This window comes from Mesorhizobium sp. M0761 (assembly GCF_040320205.1).
Lineage (GTDB): Bacteria > Pseudomonadota > Alphaproteobacteria > Rhizobiales > Rhizobiaceae > Mesorhizobium.
This window is the reverse complement of sequence record NZ_JAMYPF010000018.1, coordinates 60,138-80,773: the sequence shown is the minus strand read 5'-3', so window position 1 is coordinate 80,773 and position 20,636 is coordinate 60,138. Positions and strand designations below refer to the sequence as shown.

At 61.1% G+C, this 20,636-nt stretch carries 20 protein-coding genes; 16 read left to right on the top strand and 4 right to left on the bottom strand.

The genetic code is table 11. The features are described from left to right. Positions 1-159: 159 nt before the first annotated feature. Positions 160-903 (bottom strand): hypothetical protein, encoded by a 744-nt coding sequence (locus tag NKI32_RS24705; RefSeq protein WP_353003995.1) that lies wholly within the window; start codon positions 901-903, stop codon positions 160-162. Between the two features lie 309 nt (positions 904-1,212). Here NKI32_RS24705 and NKI32_RS24700 point away from each other — a divergent pair, with 309 nt between their 5' ends. From NKI32_RS24700 to NKI32_RS24670, 7 genes are all read left to right on the top strand, one after another. Continuing rightward, the gene (locus NKI32_RS24700; RefSeq protein WP_353003993.1) at positions 1,213-1,368 is read left to right on the top strand and encodes a hypothetical protein; all 156 of its coding nucleotides are present in this window, start codon (positions 1,213-1,215) and stop codon (positions 1,366-1,368) included. A gap of 1,309 nt (positions 1,369-2,677) precedes the next feature. Continuing rightward, complete coding sequence (locus NKI32_RS24695) at positions 2,678-3,031, top strand: hypothetical protein (protein WP_352626176.1); 354 nt, start codon at positions 2,678-2,680, stop codon at positions 3,029-3,031. Positions 3,032-3,270: 239 nt separating this feature from the next. Continuing rightward, the gene (locus NKI32_RS24690) at positions 3,271-3,747 is read left to right on the top strand and encodes an Hsp20 family protein (RefSeq protein ID WP_352626175.1); all 477 of its coding nucleotides are present in this window, start codon (positions 3,271-3,273) and stop codon (positions 3,745-3,747) included. 74 nt (positions 3,748-3,821) lie between these two features. Continuing rightward, positions 3,822-4,328 (top strand): Hsp20/alpha crystallin family protein, encoded by a 507-nt coding sequence (locus NKI32_RS24685; RefSeq protein WP_352626174.1) that lies wholly within the window; start codon positions 3,822-3,824, stop codon positions 4,326-4,328. Positions 4,329-4,398: 70 nt separating this feature from the next. After that, the gene (locus NKI32_RS24680) at positions 4,399-5,166 is read left to right on the top strand and encodes an NADH dehydrogenase ubiquinone Fe-S protein 4 (protein ID WP_352626173.1); all 768 of its coding nucleotides are present in this window, start codon (positions 4,399-4,401) and stop codon (positions 5,164-5,166) included. A 205-nt stretch (positions 5,167-5,371) separates the two neighbouring features. Beyond that, positions 5,372-5,869: a 2,4'-dihydroxyacetophenone dioxygenase family protein gene (locus NKI32_RS24675; protein WP_023752250.1), complete on the top strand. Its 498-nt coding sequence runs from the start codon at positions 5,372-5,374 to the stop codon at positions 5,867-5,869. Positions 5,870-5,939: 70 nt separating this feature from the next. Next, positions 5,940-6,677, top strand: coding sequence for an SDR family NAD(P)-dependent oxidoreductase (locus NKI32_RS24670; RefSeq protein ID WP_352626172.1), 738 nt, complete (start codon positions 5,940-5,942; stop codon positions 6,675-6,677). A 661-nt stretch (positions 6,678-7,338) separates the two neighbouring features. On the opposite strand, the gene NKI32_RS24665 is transcribed toward NKI32_RS24670, so the two are convergent. Together NKI32_RS24665 and NKI32_RS24660 are read right to left on the bottom strand one after the other, a co-directional pair. Continuing rightward, complete coding sequence (locus tag NKI32_RS24665; RefSeq protein WP_023738748.1) at positions 7,339-7,749, bottom strand: hypothetical protein; 411 nt, start codon at positions 7,747-7,749, stop codon at positions 7,339-7,341. 293 nt (positions 7,750-8,042) lie between these two features. Continuing rightward, positions 8,043-9,137: a mandelate racemase/muconate lactonizing enzyme family protein gene (locus NKI32_RS24660; RefSeq protein WP_352512101.1), complete on the bottom strand. Its 1,095-nt coding sequence runs from the start codon at positions 9,135-9,137 to the stop codon at positions 8,043-8,045. A 190-nt stretch (positions 9,138-9,327) separates the two neighbouring features. Here NKI32_RS24660 and NKI32_RS24655 point away from each other — a divergent pair, with 190 nt between their 5' ends. From NKI32_RS24655 to NKI32_RS24630, 6 genes are all read left to right on the top strand, one after another. Further along, on the top strand, positions 9,328-10,074 hold the full coding sequence (locus tag NKI32_RS24655) for an FCD domain-containing protein (RefSeq protein ID WP_353003985.1): 747 nt from the start codon (positions 9,328-9,330) through the stop codon (positions 10,072-10,074). Next, positions 10,071-11,690 (top strand): GMC family oxidoreductase, encoded by a 1,620-nt coding sequence (locus tag NKI32_RS24650; RefSeq protein WP_352626171.1) that lies wholly within the window; start codon positions 10,071-10,073, stop codon positions 11,688-11,690. Before NKI32_RS24655 ends, NKI32_RS24650 begins: the two co-directional genes overlap by 4 nt. A 103-nt stretch (positions 11,691-11,793) precedes the next feature. Then, positions 11,794-12,774, top strand: a complete 981-nt coding sequence (locus NKI32_RS24645; protein ID WP_023672664.1) for an ABC transporter substrate-binding protein — start codon at positions 11,794-11,796, stop codon at positions 12,772-12,774. Between the two features lie 60 nt (positions 12,775-12,834). Then, positions 12,835-14,379: a sugar ABC transporter ATP-binding protein gene (locus NKI32_RS24640; protein WP_353003982.1), complete on the top strand. Its 1,545-nt coding sequence runs from the start codon at positions 12,835-12,837 to the stop codon at positions 14,377-14,379. Continuing rightward, on the top strand, positions 14,376-15,380 hold the full coding sequence (locus tag NKI32_RS24635; protein WP_023726632.1) for an ABC transporter permease: 1,005 nt from the start codon (positions 14,376-14,378) through the stop codon (positions 15,378-15,380). Before NKI32_RS24640 ends, NKI32_RS24635 begins: the two co-directional genes overlap by 4 nt. Positions 15,381-15,383: 3 nt before the next feature. Beyond that, entirely contained in the window at positions 15,384-16,349 is a 966-nt protein-coding gene (locus NKI32_RS24630) for an ABC transporter permease (RefSeq protein WP_023672667.1), read from the top strand. Positions 16,350-16,550: 201 nt separating this feature from the next. Here NKI32_RS24630 and NKI32_RS24625 read toward each other — a convergent pair whose 3' ends face one another. Further along, positions 16,551-17,915 (bottom strand): Do family serine endopeptidase, encoded by a 1,365-nt coding sequence (locus tag NKI32_RS24625; protein ID WP_353003979.1) that lies wholly within the window; start codon positions 17,913-17,915, stop codon positions 16,551-16,553. A 481-nt stretch (positions 17,916-18,396) separates the two neighbouring features. Between NKI32_RS24625 and NKI32_RS24620 the strand changes: the two genes are divergently transcribed. From NKI32_RS24620 to NKI32_RS24610, 3 genes are all read left to right on the top strand, one after another. After that, the gene (locus tag NKI32_RS24620; RefSeq protein ID WP_352626169.1) at positions 18,397-19,008 is read left to right on the top strand and encodes an ATP-dependent Clp protease proteolytic subunit; all 612 of its coding nucleotides are present in this window, start codon (positions 18,397-18,399) and stop codon (positions 19,006-19,008) included. Between the two features lie 69 nt (positions 19,009-19,077). Then, the gene (locus NKI32_RS24615; protein ID WP_050485925.1) at positions 19,078-19,506 is read left to right on the top strand and encodes a GFA family protein; all 429 of its coding nucleotides are present in this window, start codon (positions 19,078-19,080) and stop codon (positions 19,504-19,506) included. A gap of 46 nt (positions 19,507-19,552) precedes the next feature. Then, positions 19,553-20,620 (top strand): M42 family metallopeptidase, encoded by a 1,068-nt coding sequence (locus tag NKI32_RS24610; protein WP_353003976.1) that lies wholly within the window; start codon positions 19,553-19,555, stop codon positions 20,618-20,620. The last annotated feature ends 16 nt before the right edge of the window (positions 20,621-20,636 follow it).

Genomic DNA, 20,636 nt, shown 5'->3' with positions numbered 1-20,636 from the left:
ATGGAAACGGTGTTCGATGATATCGCCAACGCCCCCAGAGAGCCCCGCTCAGACGTGTGGCGCCCAGTCCGCGCCTTCGCCCTCGATCTTGCCGCCAAGCTGTTCCTTGGCCTCGCTGTCGGCCTAGGCGTTTGCTTTGGAATGGCGCTGGCTGGTTAGCTATCTCGCTGCGGCCGACTGAAGTGCGACAGCAGCAAAATCTGCCGTTGAGTTTCCCGAAAACGTAGCAGTCTCTGATTCAGCGGAGGTCGAACTTGTTGATGCATGGATGCCAAGGAAATCCTTTCCACAAAGGGCACTAAAATCTTCGGTGACATTGCTCATGGACCCGGAGGTGGTGCCGGAAGCGATGAGCGAGATAAAAGCGATGCCATCGGCTGGAATGGTGATGGTAATCCTGTCGCCGCTTTCTGCAGCTATCGCGGCAGGTATCTCAGAAGCTCCAACCACTCTGTAAATCTGCGCCGTGACAGACGGGTTGCCGCCATCAAAAGTGAACCCGATGTCGGTCGACGTTGTGTTTTCCAATATGTCGCCGCTGCCGGCTGATATGAACCAGATCTCGGAATTGGCGCTTGAGGGCACATCATGACTGCGCACCAGGCGCCTTGCCGGAAGGTCGCCGACAGTGACGGTATCCAGCGTCCGCAACTCCCCGAAAAATTTCCATGAGACTTCGAGCCAGATATCCCGACCGGCAGCAACAGCACCAAGGTTTTTCGAGGGCGCCTTAACCGTCGGGCCAGGGACGAGCCCCCCAGTATTGAAGGCCGAGACAGCCGAGACCATGATCGGTGACGAGCGCCGTAAATTCTGACAGCCAATGATCGCCGCCGTGATCGCCAACGCCGCCAGGACAAGGGCAATCGCTATCCAGACAACTGACCGGCGTCGATTTCGCATCGTTGCCCCAACCCTAGGGGAAATAGCAACGTATTAGCAACTGCTTGTATTTCTCGTGAACCAGGATCATTCTTGCCGCACGGAGGCCACCAGTAACGATGGAAAAGGGGAACGTCATGGAATCCGTTTGCTACGCCCAAAGCTCGATCTGTTTGCTGTCGCTCTTAGTCAATACCACCATGGCGCTTATTGTTTTGACGCCATTCGCAGCGACGCGCCTGCTGGTGTTGAGGATGCGCGCGGACTCGGGCCGAAACCTTCAACTAGCTTAAGGCGCCGTGGGCAAACCACGTTACCGAGGCGCAGATCATGCGATTGGTTCTGTTGATCCTTGCCGCTGTCGCCGTGTTCTACATCTGGGACAACGTGGCGAACGCGCCACCGACGAGATCCGCACTCATCTACAACGCCCGCGAGCGGCTAAGGGCTTCGGTGCAGTCGTATTCCTTCCAGACCTTACCCTGAAACATCTGCTGCGCAAAATGCCTCTTAGAATCGCTTCGACCCTTGCTGGCGGCCGCGGCTCGTTCGCGGCACATCGAGGACATGTTGGGGACCTGCCAGCCGCCTGGAGAGAAGCGGGTGCGCGGCGCCGGCAAGGCCGCATCGACGTGTGCAGGAAAGGATGAGCGCAAAACCGACATTGGCAGGAAAACCCGGGTAAATGCCGAGGCAAGACCGGATCGGATGGCATCGACTCCTTCCAGGGTATGGGCCGGCTTCGGCTGATCCAAGAATCCCTTAGCGTAAAAGCATGCGATATGGACCTGTCGGATTGTTTGTATTCAAACGACCATTGCGACGCAATATCGTCGGCAAAAGAACGTCCGAATGGGGCTGTCGGCGGCTCCGTCGTGGGAACGAAAAAAGAAGAGAAGCAGAACTTTCGTGTGCTATTTTTGCACACGAACTCCACTAACTATTTGATTTTATTTAGTTATCTGCCCCATCCATCATAGGTGCAACGGCCACTCTATGATCTTGATTTTTCAGCATCTGTTTAACATCAGAACCTTAGAACCTGCCGCACACGCTGCGTCAGCGAGACCTTCCTGCAACGCGACGTTGCGCGGCGCTGGGGCACCAACACCAAGTCGATCGCAGTGAGACGCCTACAAAGCATAGCGCGCCTGAAGGCTTCGGCGAACTCATCGACCTCCATATCGACGACATGTGCGATGTAGGCAAGTCCCCTCGCCGCTCCAAGGCCGCAGCCCTCGCTATGCTCCGAAGACATCTGGGGAAGTGCAGCATCGCCACCCTCGATCGCGAACGGCTCGTTCCCTTCGGTCGTGATCGAGCCGCCCAGGGTGCCGGACGATGAGTCTCGGTATCGACATCACCTGGGGAAGTCCTTGAGCGTCGTTTGATCCTGGATGATCTGCCTGGTCGTGATCGCGACAGCCGCTGGCAGTCTCTGACACACGATTGCGCTGAAGTCGTTCGGAATTTCCTGTGCGATGGCCGGAACAAGGCGGCCGGTCGAGAGCATCAGGGCTCAATGATCAAGCCAATGCACAAGGTCCTGGAGAGGGTAAGACATGACTGTTTCTCCTGCCGGATTCGGCCTTCGAGTTCGCCCGAGGTCAGAATTGAGATTCTCGCCGATTGTTTGACCGGCCCGATAAAATGGTTCCAAGGCGTTGACGACGGCAATGTGACCCGTGCCGAGCCATTGAAACTTGCTTGAGACGTTCCAAAATTTCGCCGGCGGGAATGGCGAGAGCCGCCAGACTCAAACACGCATGAGATTGTCTGAAGCCGAGGACCATCCATGGAAGGACCCATTTCGACCTATTTTGCATCGATTGAACCCGTGGCCCCCGACGTTTTTCTGGACCGCTTGCTGCATCCGGCGCGGCATTTCAAACAGCCCCACGACGTTTTGGCCGACGTTGCCCTGGACGCTCAGGAGAAGCGCGCCATTCTTTCGTCATGGGCGTCGGATGCCTGCGCCGTAGAATCCGTGCCAGCGCTTCGCATGCTGCCGGGAGCGGGTGAACCGGTCAGCTTCGACACGATCATGGATGCGTTGCAACAGTTGGATCAATCGGATGAGCGTGCCGGTCCTGACTGCAGTGACAACGCGGCAGTGGCCGCGTTCGTACCATTCGTCGATCGGATTTAAGGGCGACGTCGTTGTTCTTGCACCATGGACCCGTCGGCGAGTGACCCCGCCGGCGGAAGGGGTGGCATTGGTGCGTTCGCCCAGATTGCCGATGAAAATTTTCCTATTCTTGCTCTTGAAGGTGTAAGTCGCGATTCTAAATTGATGGTCGCCGGCAGCCTAATGGGCCGGCAGCACCAGGAGGCGGCAAGGCTCTTGGCGCCTTCTGTTGTCCATGTTGCTCAAAGGAGGATGTGGGTATGAAGACAAACCTCGATTTTACCCCTCTATACCGGTCCAGCATCGGCTTCGACCGCATGGTCGACATGCTTGAAAGTGCGAGTCGTGTGGCCTCGTTCGACAACTGGCCGCCCTACGATATCGCCAAGGTTGATGATGATCAGTATCGCATCACGATGGCGGTCGCCGGTTTCCCGCAGGACCAGTTGACCGTCACCTACCAGCCCAATATGCTGGTTGTGAGCGGGTCGCAACCCGGCGATGAGAACGGCCAGTATCTCTACCGCGGCATCAACGGGCGCGCTTTCGAGCGTCGGTTCGAACTGGCCGATCATGTCAAAGTCGAGGGCGCCAGCCTTGAGAACGGGCTGCTGAGCATCGATCTCAAGCGCGAGGTTCCCGAGGAGATGAGACCGCGCAAGATCGAAATCTCCAGCGGGGCTCCCATGCCGAAGATCGAGGCTCCCAAGGTCGAGACCGACAAGCTGGCCGCCTGAGCAATCCACCATGAAGGCTCTCGCTTGAGCCGGGCGTCCCGCCCGACTCAGAGACCTACAAAAGGAGAAAGACAATGAGCGTACGTGACTTGATCCCATGGGGCCGGGGCAACGGAAACTCGGCGCCCAGTCTCTTCCCTGATGATCGAGACCCCTTCGTCTCCCTCCACCGGGAGGTAAACCGGCTGTTCGATGACGCCTTCCGCAGCTTTGGCGCCAGACTGCCGGCCTTCGGTCCCTCTTTCGCCGCCAGTTGGCCGAGTGTCGAAATCTCCGACACGGACAAGGAAGTCCGCGTCACGGCGGAAACACCTGGCCTGGACGAGAGCGACATAGAAGTCCTGCTGGAAAATGGGGCGCTCAAGCTTAAAGGCGAGAAGCGTTCCGAGACCGAGGACAAGGACCGGCAGTTCTCCGAGCGCTTCTACGGTCGCTTCGAGCGCCTTATTCCGCTCGGCTACGAGGTTGAAGAAGACAAGGTCAACGCCGCCTTCAAGAACGGGGTGCTGACCGTGACGTTGCCCAAGACCGAGCGGGCGCAGGCGAAGGCCAAGCGGATCGCAATCAACGGGAAGAACTGACGGATGCAGTATGGGTGGCGGCCCTTACGGCCGCTGCCCGTGCGACCCTTCATAACGGGAGGGACAGGCAATGGAGACAGTTCAAAGCAGCGACAACAGAAACCTAACCAAGACGTCCGTCCGGCCGGACAATGACAATCGGCCTCGTCTAGACGGGCCGGCTTTGTCAATGGGACGGTCAGTGTTTCCGGACGGCGCAACGGCGCGGATCTACCAGCCCTGCCGCTCGGCCATGACCTCGGCAAAGCCCCGCAAGGACTGGCGATTGGTCTTCGAACGCCGCACAGCCCCGTTCATCGAGCCGCTGATGGGCTATACCGGTGGCCGAGACACCCTGACCCAGGTTGAACTGAACTTTCCGACGCTGGAAGCGGCGATCCGTTATGCCGAGCGTCAAGGCCTCAATTACGTGGTGCAGGCGGCACCTCCTGCTTCCCCGGCCAAGATCAGGAGACAACATGTATCGGAGGAGAAACAGGCCTTTTCCGACCTGGTTTGGCAGCGGCTGCAGTTGGCTTGGCTCCAGGCAAGTCACGGCTATGGCGCCGGTGCACAGGCAGCGCACATACAGACGGCGCTTTCGGAGCCCGAGACATTCTACGCCTCTCCGATGCAGGTGGTGGATGATCCCGTCCTTTCACCCGACGAGAAACGCGCTGTGCTCAAGAACTGGGCCTGGAACGAGTACCTGATCGACCTGGCCACCGCCGAAGGCATGCCGGAAAATGCACGCCCGTCGCGATTGGACGAGGTCGAACTCGCCTTGCTGGCCTTGGAAGTCCGAAACCGGGGCTTCCAGACCAGGACCAGCCCGGTGCACTCCCGGATAGCCGCATGATGAGGCAAGAAGGAACCCACTGATCGTCTTCGACGCCCAACGGACCATCCCCAAACCCTTCCCGCTTGCGGTCGCGGCAGCGGGCGGGCGCGCGCCGACAACTTTCCCAATGCGTGGGCGCCCGATTGCGCCTCGGCAGAACTCGGCACAGTTGTTAGGATCGCGCTGATATGGACGCTCCAATGAATTGGCGACAGAGGTTCCTATGTATCAATCCTTCAACGGCTCCGCCCATCCCCTGGCACCGAAAGAGATCGCGATCGCTGCCGTCCCCGAAGACGAGCGTGTCTGGGTCCCACAGGCTAAGGGCGTGTGGTTCCGACCACTTATGCTCAACACAATGCAAGGCCAGTGGTGCAATCTGCTCCGCGTACGCCGGGCCGGGATATTAAGCCGTCATCTGCATCCGGCCCCCGTGCATGGCTATGTGATCAAGGGGCGTTGGCACTACCTTGAACACGACTGGGTGGCAGAGACCGGATCTTACGTTTTCGAGCCGCCCGGTGAAATCCACACGCTCACGGTCCCAAGCGACGTGCCCGAGATGATCACCTTCTTCAACATCTCCGGCTGCATGGTTTACCTGGACAAGGATAACAAGCAGATTGGTTTCGAGGACGTTTTCACCAAGATCGACATGTGCAGAAGCCACTATGCGAGCGTGGGTCTCGGGGACGATTTCGTCGATCAATTCGTGCGGTAGACATCCGCCCGTTTGTCTTCCGCTGCGGTAAGTTCGCGCTCCGCCACAGAGGCGAAACGAGGAGATCTTGGTGACCGATTCCATGTGGGCGATGCCCTTCTTCGCGGGCAAGACCGTCGTCATTACCGGAGGCACGACAGGCATCGGAAACGGCATCGCCATGGCGTTCGCCGAGGCCGGGGCAATCGTCCATGCGACGGGGGCCACGGCCGCCGAGGTAGCGGCCGCTCGTGCATACGGCACCGCCGTCTCGTATTCAGTACTCGACGTCCGGGACATGACTGCGGTCGACGGATATTCCAGTCAGTTCACATCCGTTGCAGCGCTCGTAAATTGCGCAGGGGTAAACCTGCGCGCCGCCGAATTCACTGTCCAGGGTTTCGAAACGGTGGTCGATATCAATCTCACCGGCTCCATGCGGAGTGCGAGCGCGTTCCGAGGGGCACTCTCGAACGGGGGCGCCATCGTCAACATCGCCTCGATGTTCGCGTTTTTCGGCGCGGCTCATGCGCCGGCTTACGCCGCGTCCAAGGGCGCCATCGTGCAACTTACCAAGTCGCTCGCCATCGCCTATGCCGGGGATGGCATTCGCGTAAACGCATTGGCGCCTGGTTGGATCGAGACCGCCATGACCGCCGCGCCACGGGCCGATCCAGCTCGCAACGCGGAATTGATGAAACGCACTCCGATGGGTCGCTGGGGTACGCCGGGCGACCTGACCGGCCCCGCCTTGTTCTTGTGTTCGCCGCTCGCGGGGTTCATCACTGGGGCAATTCTGCCGGTTGACGGTGGCTATCTCATTGCGTGAGGCGTTGGCTATGCTGCGCGACCGATCTCCAAGCCTGTGTCGTCGAGATCAAGATCGAACGCGACCAGTCGACCATGCCTGACCGCAATTGCCGCCACCAACTCCGCAAGCTCGCCATCCGTATGCTCGCAAAAAGCTGCCTGTTTCCTGACAATCGTGACCGCATCCCGGGTCGATACGACAGAGAACGGCCTCCGGGATCTCACGAAGGATTCCGCAACCTCCGCGACGGATGAAGCTCGGTCAAAATTATCTTGCATACTTGCACCTCTGTACGACGCTAGCCCAAGCTCGGCCCGCGCAAATTGTTCCCACTGGCCTAATGCAGCCTGGTTGGCATCCGGCCTGGGCTCCTTGTGTGCGAAGGCCGGGAGCAACGCGACATGGCCGTCGCCGTGCCTTGGACAGTAGGCTGGACGCATTCGTCTCCACTCAACCAAAGGTCACGCCATCGGCCAGTCCTCGCTACATGCTTCAAATGCGAACACGAGCGCGACGCTACAGACGAGGAGGATCAGATGTGTCCAAGCCGCTCGCCAAAATTTCCGATCCTCGGATCACCGCAGTTCCCGCGCAACAAGTCGCCGGGAGACCTGTTTGCTCGCGTTAATTGCGGTCGACTGACTCCTGGCTCATTCGCCGCCCCGCCAGTTGGCTCCGGTCAGCCGGCCTCGTCCGTCTCCGTCATCGCCGGCCGGCGGACGATCCAATCCACCAAACCGGCTTCGGTCTGCTCGCAGGCCACGAATTCGCGCACCAGACTTCGCGCCAGCTCGCGCCATTGACACTCGGGCACGTTCATCTCCGCGATCAGATCTCGGCATGCAGCGCGTATGATGTCGGCATCGAAGGCTGACACGGCGACAGGACCACGGTCTGTATTCTTTGCTCGAGGAGTGTCGTCGCCCTGACGTTCGCGAAAGCGCCTCAGCACCTCGCGCGATGTGGCGATCGCTTGTCGGGTTTGACTCATAGCCTCGTAAAATCCAACTTCGCGGACCGGTGAGCGGTGCCGTGATAGAATGAAGTCCTCCATAACCGGATGTGCAGTGTCCGTACGCGTTGCAACCATCGCCGCCTCCCTGCAGGCGCACCCAATGCTTGCAGCTTCTGCCCGTTTTCGGGCGGCCGCCTGCATTTGTCGTGTCGCTGCTATGATCGCGTGAGTTAAAGCCGGTGAAGCGTCGCTGCAATTACAAATGTAAGTGTGGCATCCGATAAGTGGTATGCCCGCTGGCTGCGGCGGCGGCGAGTTCGTTCTTCAGACGGTCGAAGTCTTCCTCGGCGAAGCGCTCTCCGCGTTGCCGGAACGAGGAAGCAGGATCTGGACAAAATGCATGCGGCCGTGCCGCCGTTCAGGGGGCGCTATTGGCGAAAATCCGCCAATTTGCGCCAATCGAAGACAACGCCCACTCCAGGCTCGTCGGGTGCTATCGCCAAACCATCCTGAAGCCTAAGCGGCTCGGTGGTGTAAAGGTCAATATCGAAACTATGCGCCTCCACCCAGCCGGCATTTGTCTGACCTGCAACGAGACTGACATGAAGTTCCTGCATCCCGTGACTGCAGACCGGAATGCCAGCCTTGCGTGAGAGCGCTGCCACGCGCAGCCAGCCGGTGACCCCGCCGCAGTTGGAGGCGTCGGGTTGGATGTAGGCGAGATTCGACCAAGCGAAGGCATGCTCGAACTCCTCGATGACATGCAGGTTTTCTCCCATTGCCAGGGGCATTCCGGTCGCCTTGGCAATGCTGGCGTAACCCTCATAGTCGTCGGGTATGATGGGCTCCTCGAACCACAGCAGATCGTAGGCGGCGAATGCTCTCGCTGCCTCGATCGCTCGCGGGACGTCGAGCGCGTAGTTGGCGTCAACCATAAAGGTGACATGAGGGCCGATGCGCTCGCGGACTGCCTTCACCCGGGCCACATCCTCGGCCAGGTCGTCCTTGCCGACCTTGATCTTCACCCCGGTGAAGCCGGCATTGAGATAGGAATCGATGCTGGCCAAAAGCTGATCGAGGGTAAAGTTTAGGTCGATGCCGCCGCGATAGGCCTTGGCGCTCTTCCCGGCCCCGCCCGCCATCTGCCAAAGCGGCAGGCCGCTACGCCGGCCCTTGAGGTCCCATAATGCGATGTCGATCGCCGAGATCGCGAAAGAAGCGATGCCGCCGCGCCCGACATAGTGGATGTGCCAGAGCATGCCGTCGTAGATCGTGTCGATTTGCGTTGCGTCGCGTGCCTTGAGGAACGGCGCGAGGTCGTGATCGATCATTGCCTTGATCGCATAGCCGCCCCTGCCCCCGGTGTAGGTGTAGCCTGTGCCCTCGGTGCCGTCGGCAAGCCTCAGCGTGACGGTGACCAGCTCGAAATGCGTGTGCGCGCCGTGCTTGGCATCGGTCATCACCTCACGCAGTGGGACCCGGAACAGCCGGGTCTCGGCTTCCTTGATTTCGGTGCGGCTCATGCTGCGCTCCATTCAGGTTTTTTCATCGGACCATAATTGCACCGGCAGCGCTGACTGGCAACAATGTGGCTGATCTTTCAGCGGTTCTGAAGCCAATCCGTCATGTTTGGTCCTACAAACGCATCAATCGGCTTGTGCTTTGGTCCGATTTACCTTCTAATAACAGGACCATCTGGGAGGAAAAGGCTTGGTGGATACGGAAGAGCGTCCTGAGATGCCCGCGGCTATTCTCGCCGCCCGCGCGGCCGACGCGATGGTGGCCGGCATAGAGGCCGACATCACGTCCGGAAGGCTTGGCGACGGCAGCTACCTGCCGGCCGAGCGCGAACTGATGATCGAGTATGGTGTCGGCCGGGGCGTTGTGCGTGAGGCGATTGCGCGCCTGGCCAGCCGCGGCCTGGTGGAAGCGCGTCCGCGGTTCCGGCCCGTGGCGCGTCGGCCTGGCCTGGATGCCGCGCTCGGCGCCCTCGACGGCATTGTAGGACATCTGCTGAGCGACCAGGCGGGCGTGAAGAACCTCTACGACATGCGCGTCTTCCTCGAGGCGTCGCTGGCGCGCAACGCCGCCATCCATGCCCGCAAGGATGACGTCACAGCCCTGAGGGCGGCGCTGGCGATGAACGAGGCGGCCATCCCGGATTCTGAGAAATTCTATGCGACGGACGTGGCGTTCCACGCAGCGCTCTATGACATCGCGCGCAACCCGGTGCTGCCTGTCGTGCACAAGGCATTTACCGCATGGCTGTCGCCGCATTGGATGCGCATGCCACGGTCGCCCGAGCGCAACCGCGTGAATTTCCTCAGCCATCGTGAAATCTGCATGGCCATCCTTGAGCGAGATCCTGACGGCGCCGAGCGGGCGCTGCTCAACCACCTCTCGGCGGCCTGGGAGTATGTCCGCGGAACATTCGAAAGCCGTGAGGCGCCGGAAGCATGACGCAGTCCTACGACCATATCGTGGTGGGCGGCGGAGCAGCCGGCTGCGTCGCGGCGGCAAGGCTTGTCAAAGCGGGACGGCGAACCCTGCTGCTGGAGGCCGGCCATTCCCATCATCACCCCTTGCTCGACATGCCGCCCGGCATCTTCAAGATGATCAACGGCTCGAAATTCATGCGCTATCACCGCACCGAGCCGCAGGCCCATCTCGACGGGCGCGTCCATGAAATCTCGCAAGGCAACGTGCTGGGCGGCGGCACCTCGGTCAACGCCCAGGTCTACATGCGAGGCCGCTCGGCCGATTATGAGGAGTGGGACGAACTGCTGCGCGGCAACAATGCCGGCGTGCGCTGGAACTGGCAGGCGGTGCTGCCGCATTTCACCGGCATGGAGGGAAACAACCGCCTCGGCGGCGAACTGCATGGCAGCGAAGGTCCGCTGCTGGTCTCGGATCCAGGCCACATCGATGATGTTTCCCGTTGGTTCGTCCAAGCGGTCCAAGGCCTTGGATTGCCGTACAACCATGACTTCAACGGACCGTCGCAGCGCGGGGTCGGCTTCTACCAGTTCATGAACCGGCGGGGAAAGCGAAGCAGCGCCGCCTACGCCTTCATCGAGCCGCTGACGAATGATCCCAAGCTGACGCTGAAACTCAATTGCACAGTCAGCCGGCTGCTGATCGAAAAAGGTCGGGTCACCGGCGTCATCTACTCGGATGCGTCGGGCGCCGAGCATACCGTCCATGCGGATGCCGACGTGATCGTCTCGTCCGGTGCCCTCGTCTCGCCGAAATTGCTCATGCTGTCCGGCATCGGCCCCGCCGAGGCGCTTGCCGGGCACGGCATTTCCTGCGTCGCCGACCTGCCTGGGGTCGGCGAAAACCTGATCGACCATCCGGAGGTGCCGATCATCGCCACCGCAAACGGCCCATACGGCTATTTCAGGCAGAGCCAAGGCTGGCGGATGATCAGGAACGGCCTGCATTTCAAGCTCTTCGGCACCGGCACGATCCTGTCAGCGGGGGTGGAGGCCGGAGCCTTCGTCAATCCGGCCGATCCCGAGGGCGAACCGACGATCCAGGCCTTCTGCGTGCCGCACGTCTATCTGGACCGCGATATCCTGACCTTGGTCGAGAACACCTATGGGCTTACCGTGACGACAGTGGTGGTGAAGCCAAAGTCGCGCGGTTTCGTGAGGCTGCGTTCGGCGGATCCGAAGGACATGCCGATCGTTTCGCCGAACCTCCTTAAACATCCCGACGACATGAGGGAAATGATCTACGGCCAGCGTTATTTCCTGCAGGCTTTTCAGACCAAGCCGCTCGCCGATCGGGTCAAGGCCATTGCCGTGCCAAGCCAGGGTGATCTCAGCGACGAAGCCATGACAAAGCATTGCAAGCGCTTTGTGAAGACCAACTACCATCCGGCCGGGACATGCCGGATGGGCTCGGACAGCGACCGGATGGCGGTTCTGGACGCGGCGCTGCGCGTGCGCGGAATAGACAATCTGCGGGTTGCCGACATGTCGGCCTGCCCCAACATCAATGCCGGCAATACGGCGGCGCCCGCCATGATGCTGGGCGACCGCTGCGCCGACTTTATTTTGGAGGCGGCATAGCGCCTGATCCAGCTTGCCGACTGCGTCATCGCCGAAGCCGTCTGGGCCGATTATCGTGAGGAAATTACACAGTCGCAGAAGCGACAATAAAGGAGGAAAGAGCATGATCATTACCCGTCGAAAACTACTGGTTGGCTCCGCCGCCGGCGCGGTCGCGCTGACACTCGGCTCACGCGCCTTCGCGGCGCTCCCGCCGCTCGCCAAGAAGGACAAGTACAAGGTCGGTTTCGCCCAGACGGAAAGCAACAATCCGTGGCGTCTTGCCGAGACCAAGAGCATGCAGGACGAAGCCGCCAAGCTTGGCCATCAGCTGGTCTACACGGATGCCGCCGGTTCGTCGGCCAAGCAGGCCTCCGACGTGAACTCGATGATCGCGCAGGGCGTCGACGCAATCTTCCTGCCGCCCCGCGAAGACAAGCCCCTGGTGCCGGTCATTCTTGCCGCGCGCGATGCCGGCATACCGGTGTTTCTGGTCGACCGCGACGTTGATCACACCATGGCCAAGCCGGGCGAGGATTATGTCTGCTTCATCGGTTCGGATTTCATCGAGGAGGCGACACGCGTCGGCGAATGGCTGGTCAAGAACGCCAATGGCAAGTCGAAGATCATCGAGCTGGAAGGCACGACCGGAGCCTCGGCCGCTACCGACCGCAAGAAAGGCTTCGACGATTTCATCGCCAAGCACTCGCAGTTCACCATCCTGGCGTCGCAGTCCGGCGACTTCGCCCGTGACAAGGGCCGGCAGGTCGCCGAGACGCTGCTTCAGGCGCACCCTGATGCGGATATCATCTACGCGCATAATGATGAGATGGCGCTGGGCGCCATCGCCGCTCTGGAAGCAGCCGGCAAGACCCCGGGCAAGGATGTGCTGATCTTGTCGATCGACGGCGAGAAGGAAGGCGTCCAGGCGATCATTGACGGCAAGATCGGCGCTATCTGCGCTTGCAGCCCGCTGTTCGGGCCGAAGGCCTTCGCTACGATGGCCGACTATGCGGCCGGCAAGAAGATCCCGCCGTTCATCAAGAACGAGGATGCCTTCTTCGACGCCACGAACGCGAAGAAAGACTTCGATATTGCGTTCTGATATCCACTTTCTTTCCAGTTGCCCTACCCGCTTCGGCGGGTAGGGTTTGGGAGTTTGACGATGACCGCTCAGCCGGACCAAGCCGCGCTGCTCCTGGACATGCGTGACATCCAGAAGCGTTTTGCCGGCATCCCTGCCCTGGCCGATGCCTCGCTCCAGGTTCTTCCGGGCGAGATCCACGCACTCATCGGCCAGAACGGTGCGGGCAAATCGACACTTATCAAGGTGCTCACCGGCTATTACCGCCGGGATGCGGGGCAGGTGCTGTTCGAACGGAAGCCGTTCGAAGTTGGGTCTCCGCATCAGGCGCAGGTCAGCGGCATCAGCACCATCTACCAGGAGATCAATCTCGTACCGCTGCGCTCGGTGACCGAGAACATCTGCCTTGGACGCGAGAAGCGCCGCCGCGGCCTGCTCGACTGGAGCGCGATGCATGCGGAAGCCGAGCGCCTGCTCAGCCGCTTCTCGATCGGCATCGACGTGCGCCGCCCGCTCAGCGATTTCAACACCGCCACGCAGCAGATGGTGGCGATCGCCCGCGCCATCGGCTTTTCCGCCCGCCTCGTGATCATGGATGAGCCGACCTCCTCGCTAGACGAGCGTGAAGTCTCGGTCTTGTTCAGCGTTATCCGTCAGCTCAAGGCCGACGGCGTCTCCGTTCTGTTCGTCAGCCACAAGCTCGACGAGTTGTACGAGGTCTGCGACCGGGTCACGATCATGCGTGACGGCCGCACGGTGCGAAGCGCGGCGATGAGCGACATCGGCAAGCTGGAGCTGGTCGCGGCCATGCTCGGCCGCGACGTCGCAGCCGTCGAAGGCCATGCGACCGCATTCGGCGAACGCGATCGGTCGAGGATCGGTGATGTGCTGTTTACCGCGCAAGGGCTGGCGGCCGGCCAGTTGGTGCGTGACGTGAGCTTCGACCTGCGCCGCGGCGAGATCGCCGGCTTTGCCGGCTTGCTCGGCGCCGGCCGCACCGAAACAGCCCGCCTCGTATTCGGCGCCGACCGCCGGAGCGCAGGCGAGATGACGATGGAGGGCGCGTCCTACCATCCCGCACGTGCCGCTGATGCCATCGCCGCAGGGATGGGCTTCTGCACTGAGGACCGCAAGGCCGAGGGCATCGTGCCGGAAATGACCGTCGCGGAGAACATAACACTGGCACTGCTGCCGAAAATCAGCCGCAATGGCATCCTGAACGAGGCCCGGCAGAAGGAGATCGTCGAGCGCTTCATTCGTGAACTCGACATCAAATGCTCGGGGCCTAACCAGAAGGTCCGCGAGTTGTCGGGCGGCAACCAGCAAAAGGTGCTGCTTGCCCGCTGGCTGGCAATGAACCCGAAGCTGCTCATTCTCGATGAGCCGACGCGCGGCATCGATGTCGGGGCCAAGGCCGAGATCCAGCGCCTCATCCGCAAGCTTGCCGATGACGGGCTCGGCGTGCTGATGATCTCCTCGGAACTCGAGGAAGTGATGGAAGGAGCCGACCGCATATTCGTGCTGCGCGAAGGAGTGAGGGTGGCCGAACTGGAAGGCCACGCAGCCGACGAGGAGGACGTGCTCGCGGCGATGGCGCATGGCGGCGCGGCGAAGGAGGCAGCGTGAGCGATCTGGCCACACCATCCGCAGCCAACGACGCTGGAAACCGCCGCTTTGATGTGTTCGGTTTCCTGGCGCGCTACGGGACGGTGATCGCGCTTGTGCTGCTGGTCGTCTTCAACCTTGCCTATACGCGCAATTTCGCGACGCTGCAGACACTCAACGTCAACCTGACCCAGGTCTGCACGATTGTGATCGTCGCGGTGGGGATGACCCTGGTGATCGCCACCGGCGGCATCGACCTGTCGGTTGGTTCGCTGATGGCGATCTCCGGCGCATTGGCGCCGATGATCTTCATGGGCACGATCTTCCCGGTCGGAAACATCTATCTGGCGGTAGCCGTCGCGATGGTTGCCTCGATCCTCGTCGCCGGCCTGTTCGGGCTGTTCAACGGCTGGTTGGTCTCGCGTTTCCGCATCCAACCGATCGTCGCAACGCTCGTGCTGTTCATCGCCGGGCGCGGGATCGCGCAGGTCATGACCAACGGCAATCTGCAGACCTTCCGCGTGCCGCAATTCCAGTGGATCGGACTTGCCCGCCCGCTCGGCATTCCCGCGCAGGTCATCATAATGGCCGTGCTGGTTGCGGCGGCCGCTTGGGCCCTTCACCGCACGGTGTTCGGGCGAAGCATCCTGGCTGTCGGCGGCAATGAAAAGGCCTCTGAACTGGCCGGCATCGCCGTATCGAGGATCAAGCTCGCTGTCTATGCGATCAGCGGCCTGTGCGCGGGGCTGGCCGGTCTCGTCGTCATTGCGATCAACTCCTCCAGCGACGCCAATCTCGTGGGGCTGGGCATGGAACTCGACGCCATCGCGGCGGTCGCGGTGGGCGGCACGCTGTTGAGTGGCGGAAAGGCCACAATCATCGGCACCCTGCTGGGCGCACTGACCATCCAGTTGGTGCGCTACACGCTGCTCGCCAATGGCGTGCCCGACGCCGCTGCGCTCGTCGTCAAGGCCGGCATCATCGCATTCGCCGTCTGGCTGCAGCAGCAACACCGGGTGTAATCCATGAACAGTGCCAGACTGGTTCGCATCATCGGCACTTACGGTGTCGTCATCGCGCTTGCAGCCCTCGTCCTGTTCGGATTCCTGCGCTACGACCGCTTCCTCGGCCTCTTCAACGTGATGAGCGTTCTGCGCTACAACTCGATGTTCGCGCTCGTCGCGCTCGGCATGTGCTTCGTGATCATGACCGGCGGCATAGACCTGTCCGTCGGCTCCGTCGCCGCCTTGGGCAGCGTCGCGTCGGCCCTGGCGAGCCCGCACGGCATCGTGGCAGGCCTTGCAGCGGGCGTTGGCGCCGGCCTGGCAGCCGGGCTGATCAACGCGCTCCTGGTTACGCGCGGCAACCTGATGCCATTCATCGCCACGCTTGCCACCATGCTGGCCGCAAGCGGCTCGGCGCTGCTTCTGGCCGGCAACCAGACCGTTTCGGTGTCTTATGATTCGGGTTTCACCGCCATCGGCCAGGGGAATTTCTGGATTTTCCCGATTCCAGCAGTCATCGCCCTGGTTGCCTATGCCGTCGGCTCAGTGGTCCTGAACTACACCAGCACGGGACGGACGGTGCTGGCCATCGGCGGTGGCGAGGATGCCTCGCGGCTGATGGGGCTGCGCACTGATCGCGTCAAATTTCTCGTCTATGTCGCAAGCGGGTGCCTGGCCGGGCTCGCCGGCGTCGTCCTCGCTTCTCAGTTCGGCGCAGGCCAGCCGATCGAGGGCGTCGGCTGGGAGCTGTTTGCCATCGCAGCCGTGGTCGTGGGCGGGACGCTGCTGACCGGCGGCTCGGGCTCGGTGTTGACCACGCTGGCCGGCGTGCTGTTGCTCGGGATCCTTTTCAACGTCCTGAACTTCGAAAACGGCATGGGTTGGATTTCGCTGTCAGCCTACTGGCAGTCGGTGATCCGCGGGCTGTTTTTGCTCGTCGTCGTCCTTCTCCAGGCACGGCTTACGGCAAGGCGCGAAACTGCCTGAGGATGGCAAGCGCCTTCGAGCACGATGAGCTCAAAAGAGCTCTGGCGCTCCAGAATAGGTGCGCGTTGCGCGCCCGGCCCAATGAGCGCATCCCGCAGACTTTCTGCGGCGATGCTCCCCCGTTGCGCCTGGCGTCCGGCGCCTTTGGGGCGGGATCCGCAAGCGGATCGTGGTGCAGTCACATGGTCGTCCTGGAGACGGTCATTTCCCGGCGACCGCCACGAACACGGACTGCCCCTGCCTTTCCAGCCGAAACAGGATGGGCTTGCTCTGCCGGCGAGAGTTCGCCCACTCGTCGACGATATCCGAAGGCTCCGTCACGCGGCGATTGTTGGCCGATATGATGACATCGCCCGGCTGCAATCCGCTCCGGGCGGCAAGGCCATCGGGAACCACTTCCACGACGAAGACACCGGTCGTTCCCGATTTGATGCCTAGCTGCTGACGCGCCTGATCCGGAATCGGGCTGAGGGATAGGCCGAGGCCTTCGGCCGCCGACTTCTTGTCGGGAACAGCGCCGGTCTTCACCTCCGCATCCTTGCGCTCACCGATGACAAGCGCGACCTCCTGGTCCTTGCCGCCGTTACTCCGTGTCAGAGTGGCCTTGCTGCCAGGCTTCTGGCTAGCCGTCGCAAGCGTGAGGTCATGGACACCCTCAATGCCCTTGCCGTTGAACCGTGTGATCACGTCACCCGGCTTCAAGCCGGCTTTCTCCGCCGGGCTGCCGGGCTCGACCGAAGCAACCAGCGCGCCCTTGTCATCCTTCATCCCGAGGGCCTCAGCCAGCGACGGCGTGATGTCCTGCAGGCGGACCCCGATGAAGCCGCGCTCGATCCGGCCGGTTCGGATCAACTGGTCGGCGATGCTCTGGGCGGTACGCGATGGCACCGCAAACCCGATTCCGATGCTGCCGCCCGACGGTGAGACGATGGCGGTGTTGACGCCGATCACCTCGCCACGTGCGTTGAACAGCGGACCGCCCGAGTTGCCTCGATTGATCGACGCGTCCGTCTGGAGAAAATCGTCGTACGGCCCGGCTTGAATGTCTCGCGAGCGGGCCGAAAGAACGCCGACAGTGACAGTCCCTCCGAGCCCGAAGGGACTGCCGATCGCGATTGTCCATGCGCCCGGCTGCATTGCATCCGAGTCACCCCATTTGGTCGTGGTCATGTTGGGCCGCGGGTCGACCTTCAGCACCGCTATATCGGTGGCGGGGTCACGGCCGACCAATTGCGCCGGCGCCGTTTCCTTGTCTGAAAATACGACATGGATCTCTGTCGCATCGGCAACGACATGGTTGTTGGTGACGATGTAGCCGTCGGGACTGATCACAAATCCGGAGCCAAGCGCCTCCCTCACCTGTGGCTGAACGGGTCCGAGGCCCTGGCCGTCGAACGGACTTGTAAAGTCGCCCGCCGTCGTCTGGTCCTGGACAACCTCCCGGGTTGTGATCGCGACCACGGCCGGCAATTTCTGCTGAATGATCGCCGTGAAGTCGGTCGGGGTATCCTGGGCCAGGACAGGCGCCACGCCACTGGCCGAGAGCATCAGCGCAACCGCGATCAAGCGCGTTGCAAATCGTCTTTGCATATCGTGAGACATTGCTGGACCTCCTGCCGGACCGCCCCGGCCGCTCGGCCGCGCCGGGCGGAGCCGGTGCTCCGGACGCTAGAACTGCCAACAAAGCTGTTTGTTTCAGCCCCCCGGAAAAATGGCACGGCCAGGAAAAACAGCCCGACCGCGGGGGTCCGGAAGGCAGCAGCCGGGAACCATTGAGGCCGTCGAGTTCAACCGTCCACAGGACTGGTCCCGGACGTGGCAGAAGTCAGCAAAGCGACTGCGTCAGTTCCGGCAAATGCCCGATATGCCCATGGAGCCAACCCAGCGGCTGAGGTGCCTCTACCGGGCCTGGTGCGAAAACGATCTGCAATGCAAGAGGGAGCTCAACAGCCGCCGAGAGACGCGGCTGTGATCACCACCGCTCGAACTCCCTCAAGGGAACAAAAGGGTACCAACTAAGTTCGGCCCCCATAATGAGGATGCCTATATGGACCTGTTGCCCCGGTCAGCCGAACACACCGTCTCCCCGCCGCCCGCTCCAGACCTTCACCGGCTTTTGTTCGATCCAAACTTGCGTATACACGGCTTGATTGATGACACTGTCGTCACCAAAGCCTTGGACGATTTGAAAACCGTGCGTTCCGGGGAAGACGATCTCTACGTTGAAATCGACACGCCCGGAGGCGACGCCGACGGCGCGCGACGTCTAGCTCTAGAGTTCAAACTTTTTCTGAAACACTCGGGCCGCAACGGCTACATCATTGGCAAGAATACGGTTTACTCTGCCGGGGTAACGGTCCTTGCCGCTTTCCCGAAAGCCTGCAGGTTCCTTTGCCCGCAAGCAGTCCTGCTGATTCATGAAAGAAGGCTTGAGAAAGACTTGGTTCTGAATGGACCAATTCGAAGCTGTCTTCAGATCGTTCGCGAACAACTTGCGCTGTTGGAAACGGCAGAGCGACTCGAGAATGAAGGGTTCGCCGATCTCGTCCAAGGTTCTCGAACATCGCTGGAAGAGCTGCGCGACCATGCCTTGACCAACTGCTACCTGATGGCAGCCAGAGCTTTGGAGTTGGGCCTTGTTGAAGACATCGCCGATTAACTTGACGCCTCGGATGCAAACGGCAGAGCCGAGTCCAACACGCTTCCCTCACTCATGGCTCCGGCGACCATGAACGGCAAGGTTGAAAAGATAGAGCGGACCGGCGGCTGTCTTTGCGGGTCTGTGAGGTATGTTGTCACCGGCGCGCCGTTGCGCGTTGGCTTGTGTCATTGCCAGGATTGCAAGCGAACCAGCGGCAGCACCTACAGTGCCTTTGCCGTGTGGCCGCGGTCGGCTTACCAGTGCAAGGGCGAGCTTGTTGCATTCAACGGCAGAGGTTTTTGTCCGGCATGCGGGTCGCGCGTGGTGAACCTCCGCGACGACGAAGCCGAGATCATGATCGGCACTCTCGATGATGCGCCAAACGACCTTCTCCCGGCATACGAGCTTTGGACCCCCCGGCGCGAAGCCTGGCTCCACAACCTGCCTTGGGCTGACCAATTCGCGGGCGATCGCACCGAAGAAGGCCAAAATTGGCGCGAAGCCCGACGAGTATGACCATGCTCGAATGGCCCTCCACCCATGAACTGTGAAAGTCAGCTTCATGCGCGATGAATCACTCAAGTTCTTGAAGAAAATTGTGGCGACCTCGTCGCCGAGCGGCTTTGAGCAACCTGTAGCGGAGCTTTTCCGCGAGTATGTTCGTCCGTATGCCCACAGGTTGACGACGGACGTCATGGGCAATGTCACAGCGATCATCAATCCTGAGGCGTCTATGCGCTTCATGTATGCCGGGCACATGGATGAGGTCGGCTTCATCGTCCACTACATCGACGATGACGGTTTTCTGTTCTTCAGCACCATAGGTGGAACGGACGTTGCCACTGAAATCGGCCAGCGTGTCTGGGTGCACGGCAAAGAGCCGATCCTGGGGGTCGTGGGTCGCAAAGCAATCCAGACCTTCAAAGCCTCTGACACGTCTCAAACACCCTCGCTGATGGAACTGTGGATCGATATCGGCGCGAGTTCGCGAGAGGAAGCGTTGAAGGTCGTAGAGGTCGGCAGCGCGGTGACTATCCATGGCGAGTTTGCAGCGCTCCAGGGCAACCTTGCTGTCGGACGAGCGTTCGACAACAAGGTCGGCCTCCTCATCGGCGCCGAGGTGCTGCGCTGCCTCTCTGAGGAGGGAGGCGTTCACCCCGGCGTGGGGCTCTATATCCTGGGTACGGTTCAAGAGGAAATCGGTTCCCGAGGCGCGATGACCTCGGCGTTCAATATCGCGCCTCGAACCGGCCTCGCAATCGATATGGGCGTGGCGATGGACTATCCGCGCGCTCGCGCCGAGGATCAGGGCAAACTGGACCTTGGGAAAGGGCCGGCAATCACTCAAGGCGCGAACACCAACCCGGTGGTGTTCAATCTGCTGAAGTCGGTGGCCGAGAAAGAGGGCCTGCCTTATCAGTTTCAGGCGGTGGGCAGCTCAAGCCTGACCGACGCGCGTGTCATGCAGCAGAACCGCGGCGGCGTCGCAAGTGGGGTGCTCTCCGTGCCTTTGCGTTACATGCATACCCCGTCCGAAGTTGTTTGCCTGGATGATGTGCAAACGACGATTGACCTGGTTTGTGCATATTGCCGGCAATTGACGCCGGAGATCGACTTCACGCCAAGATGAGAGCGGCGGGATTGAT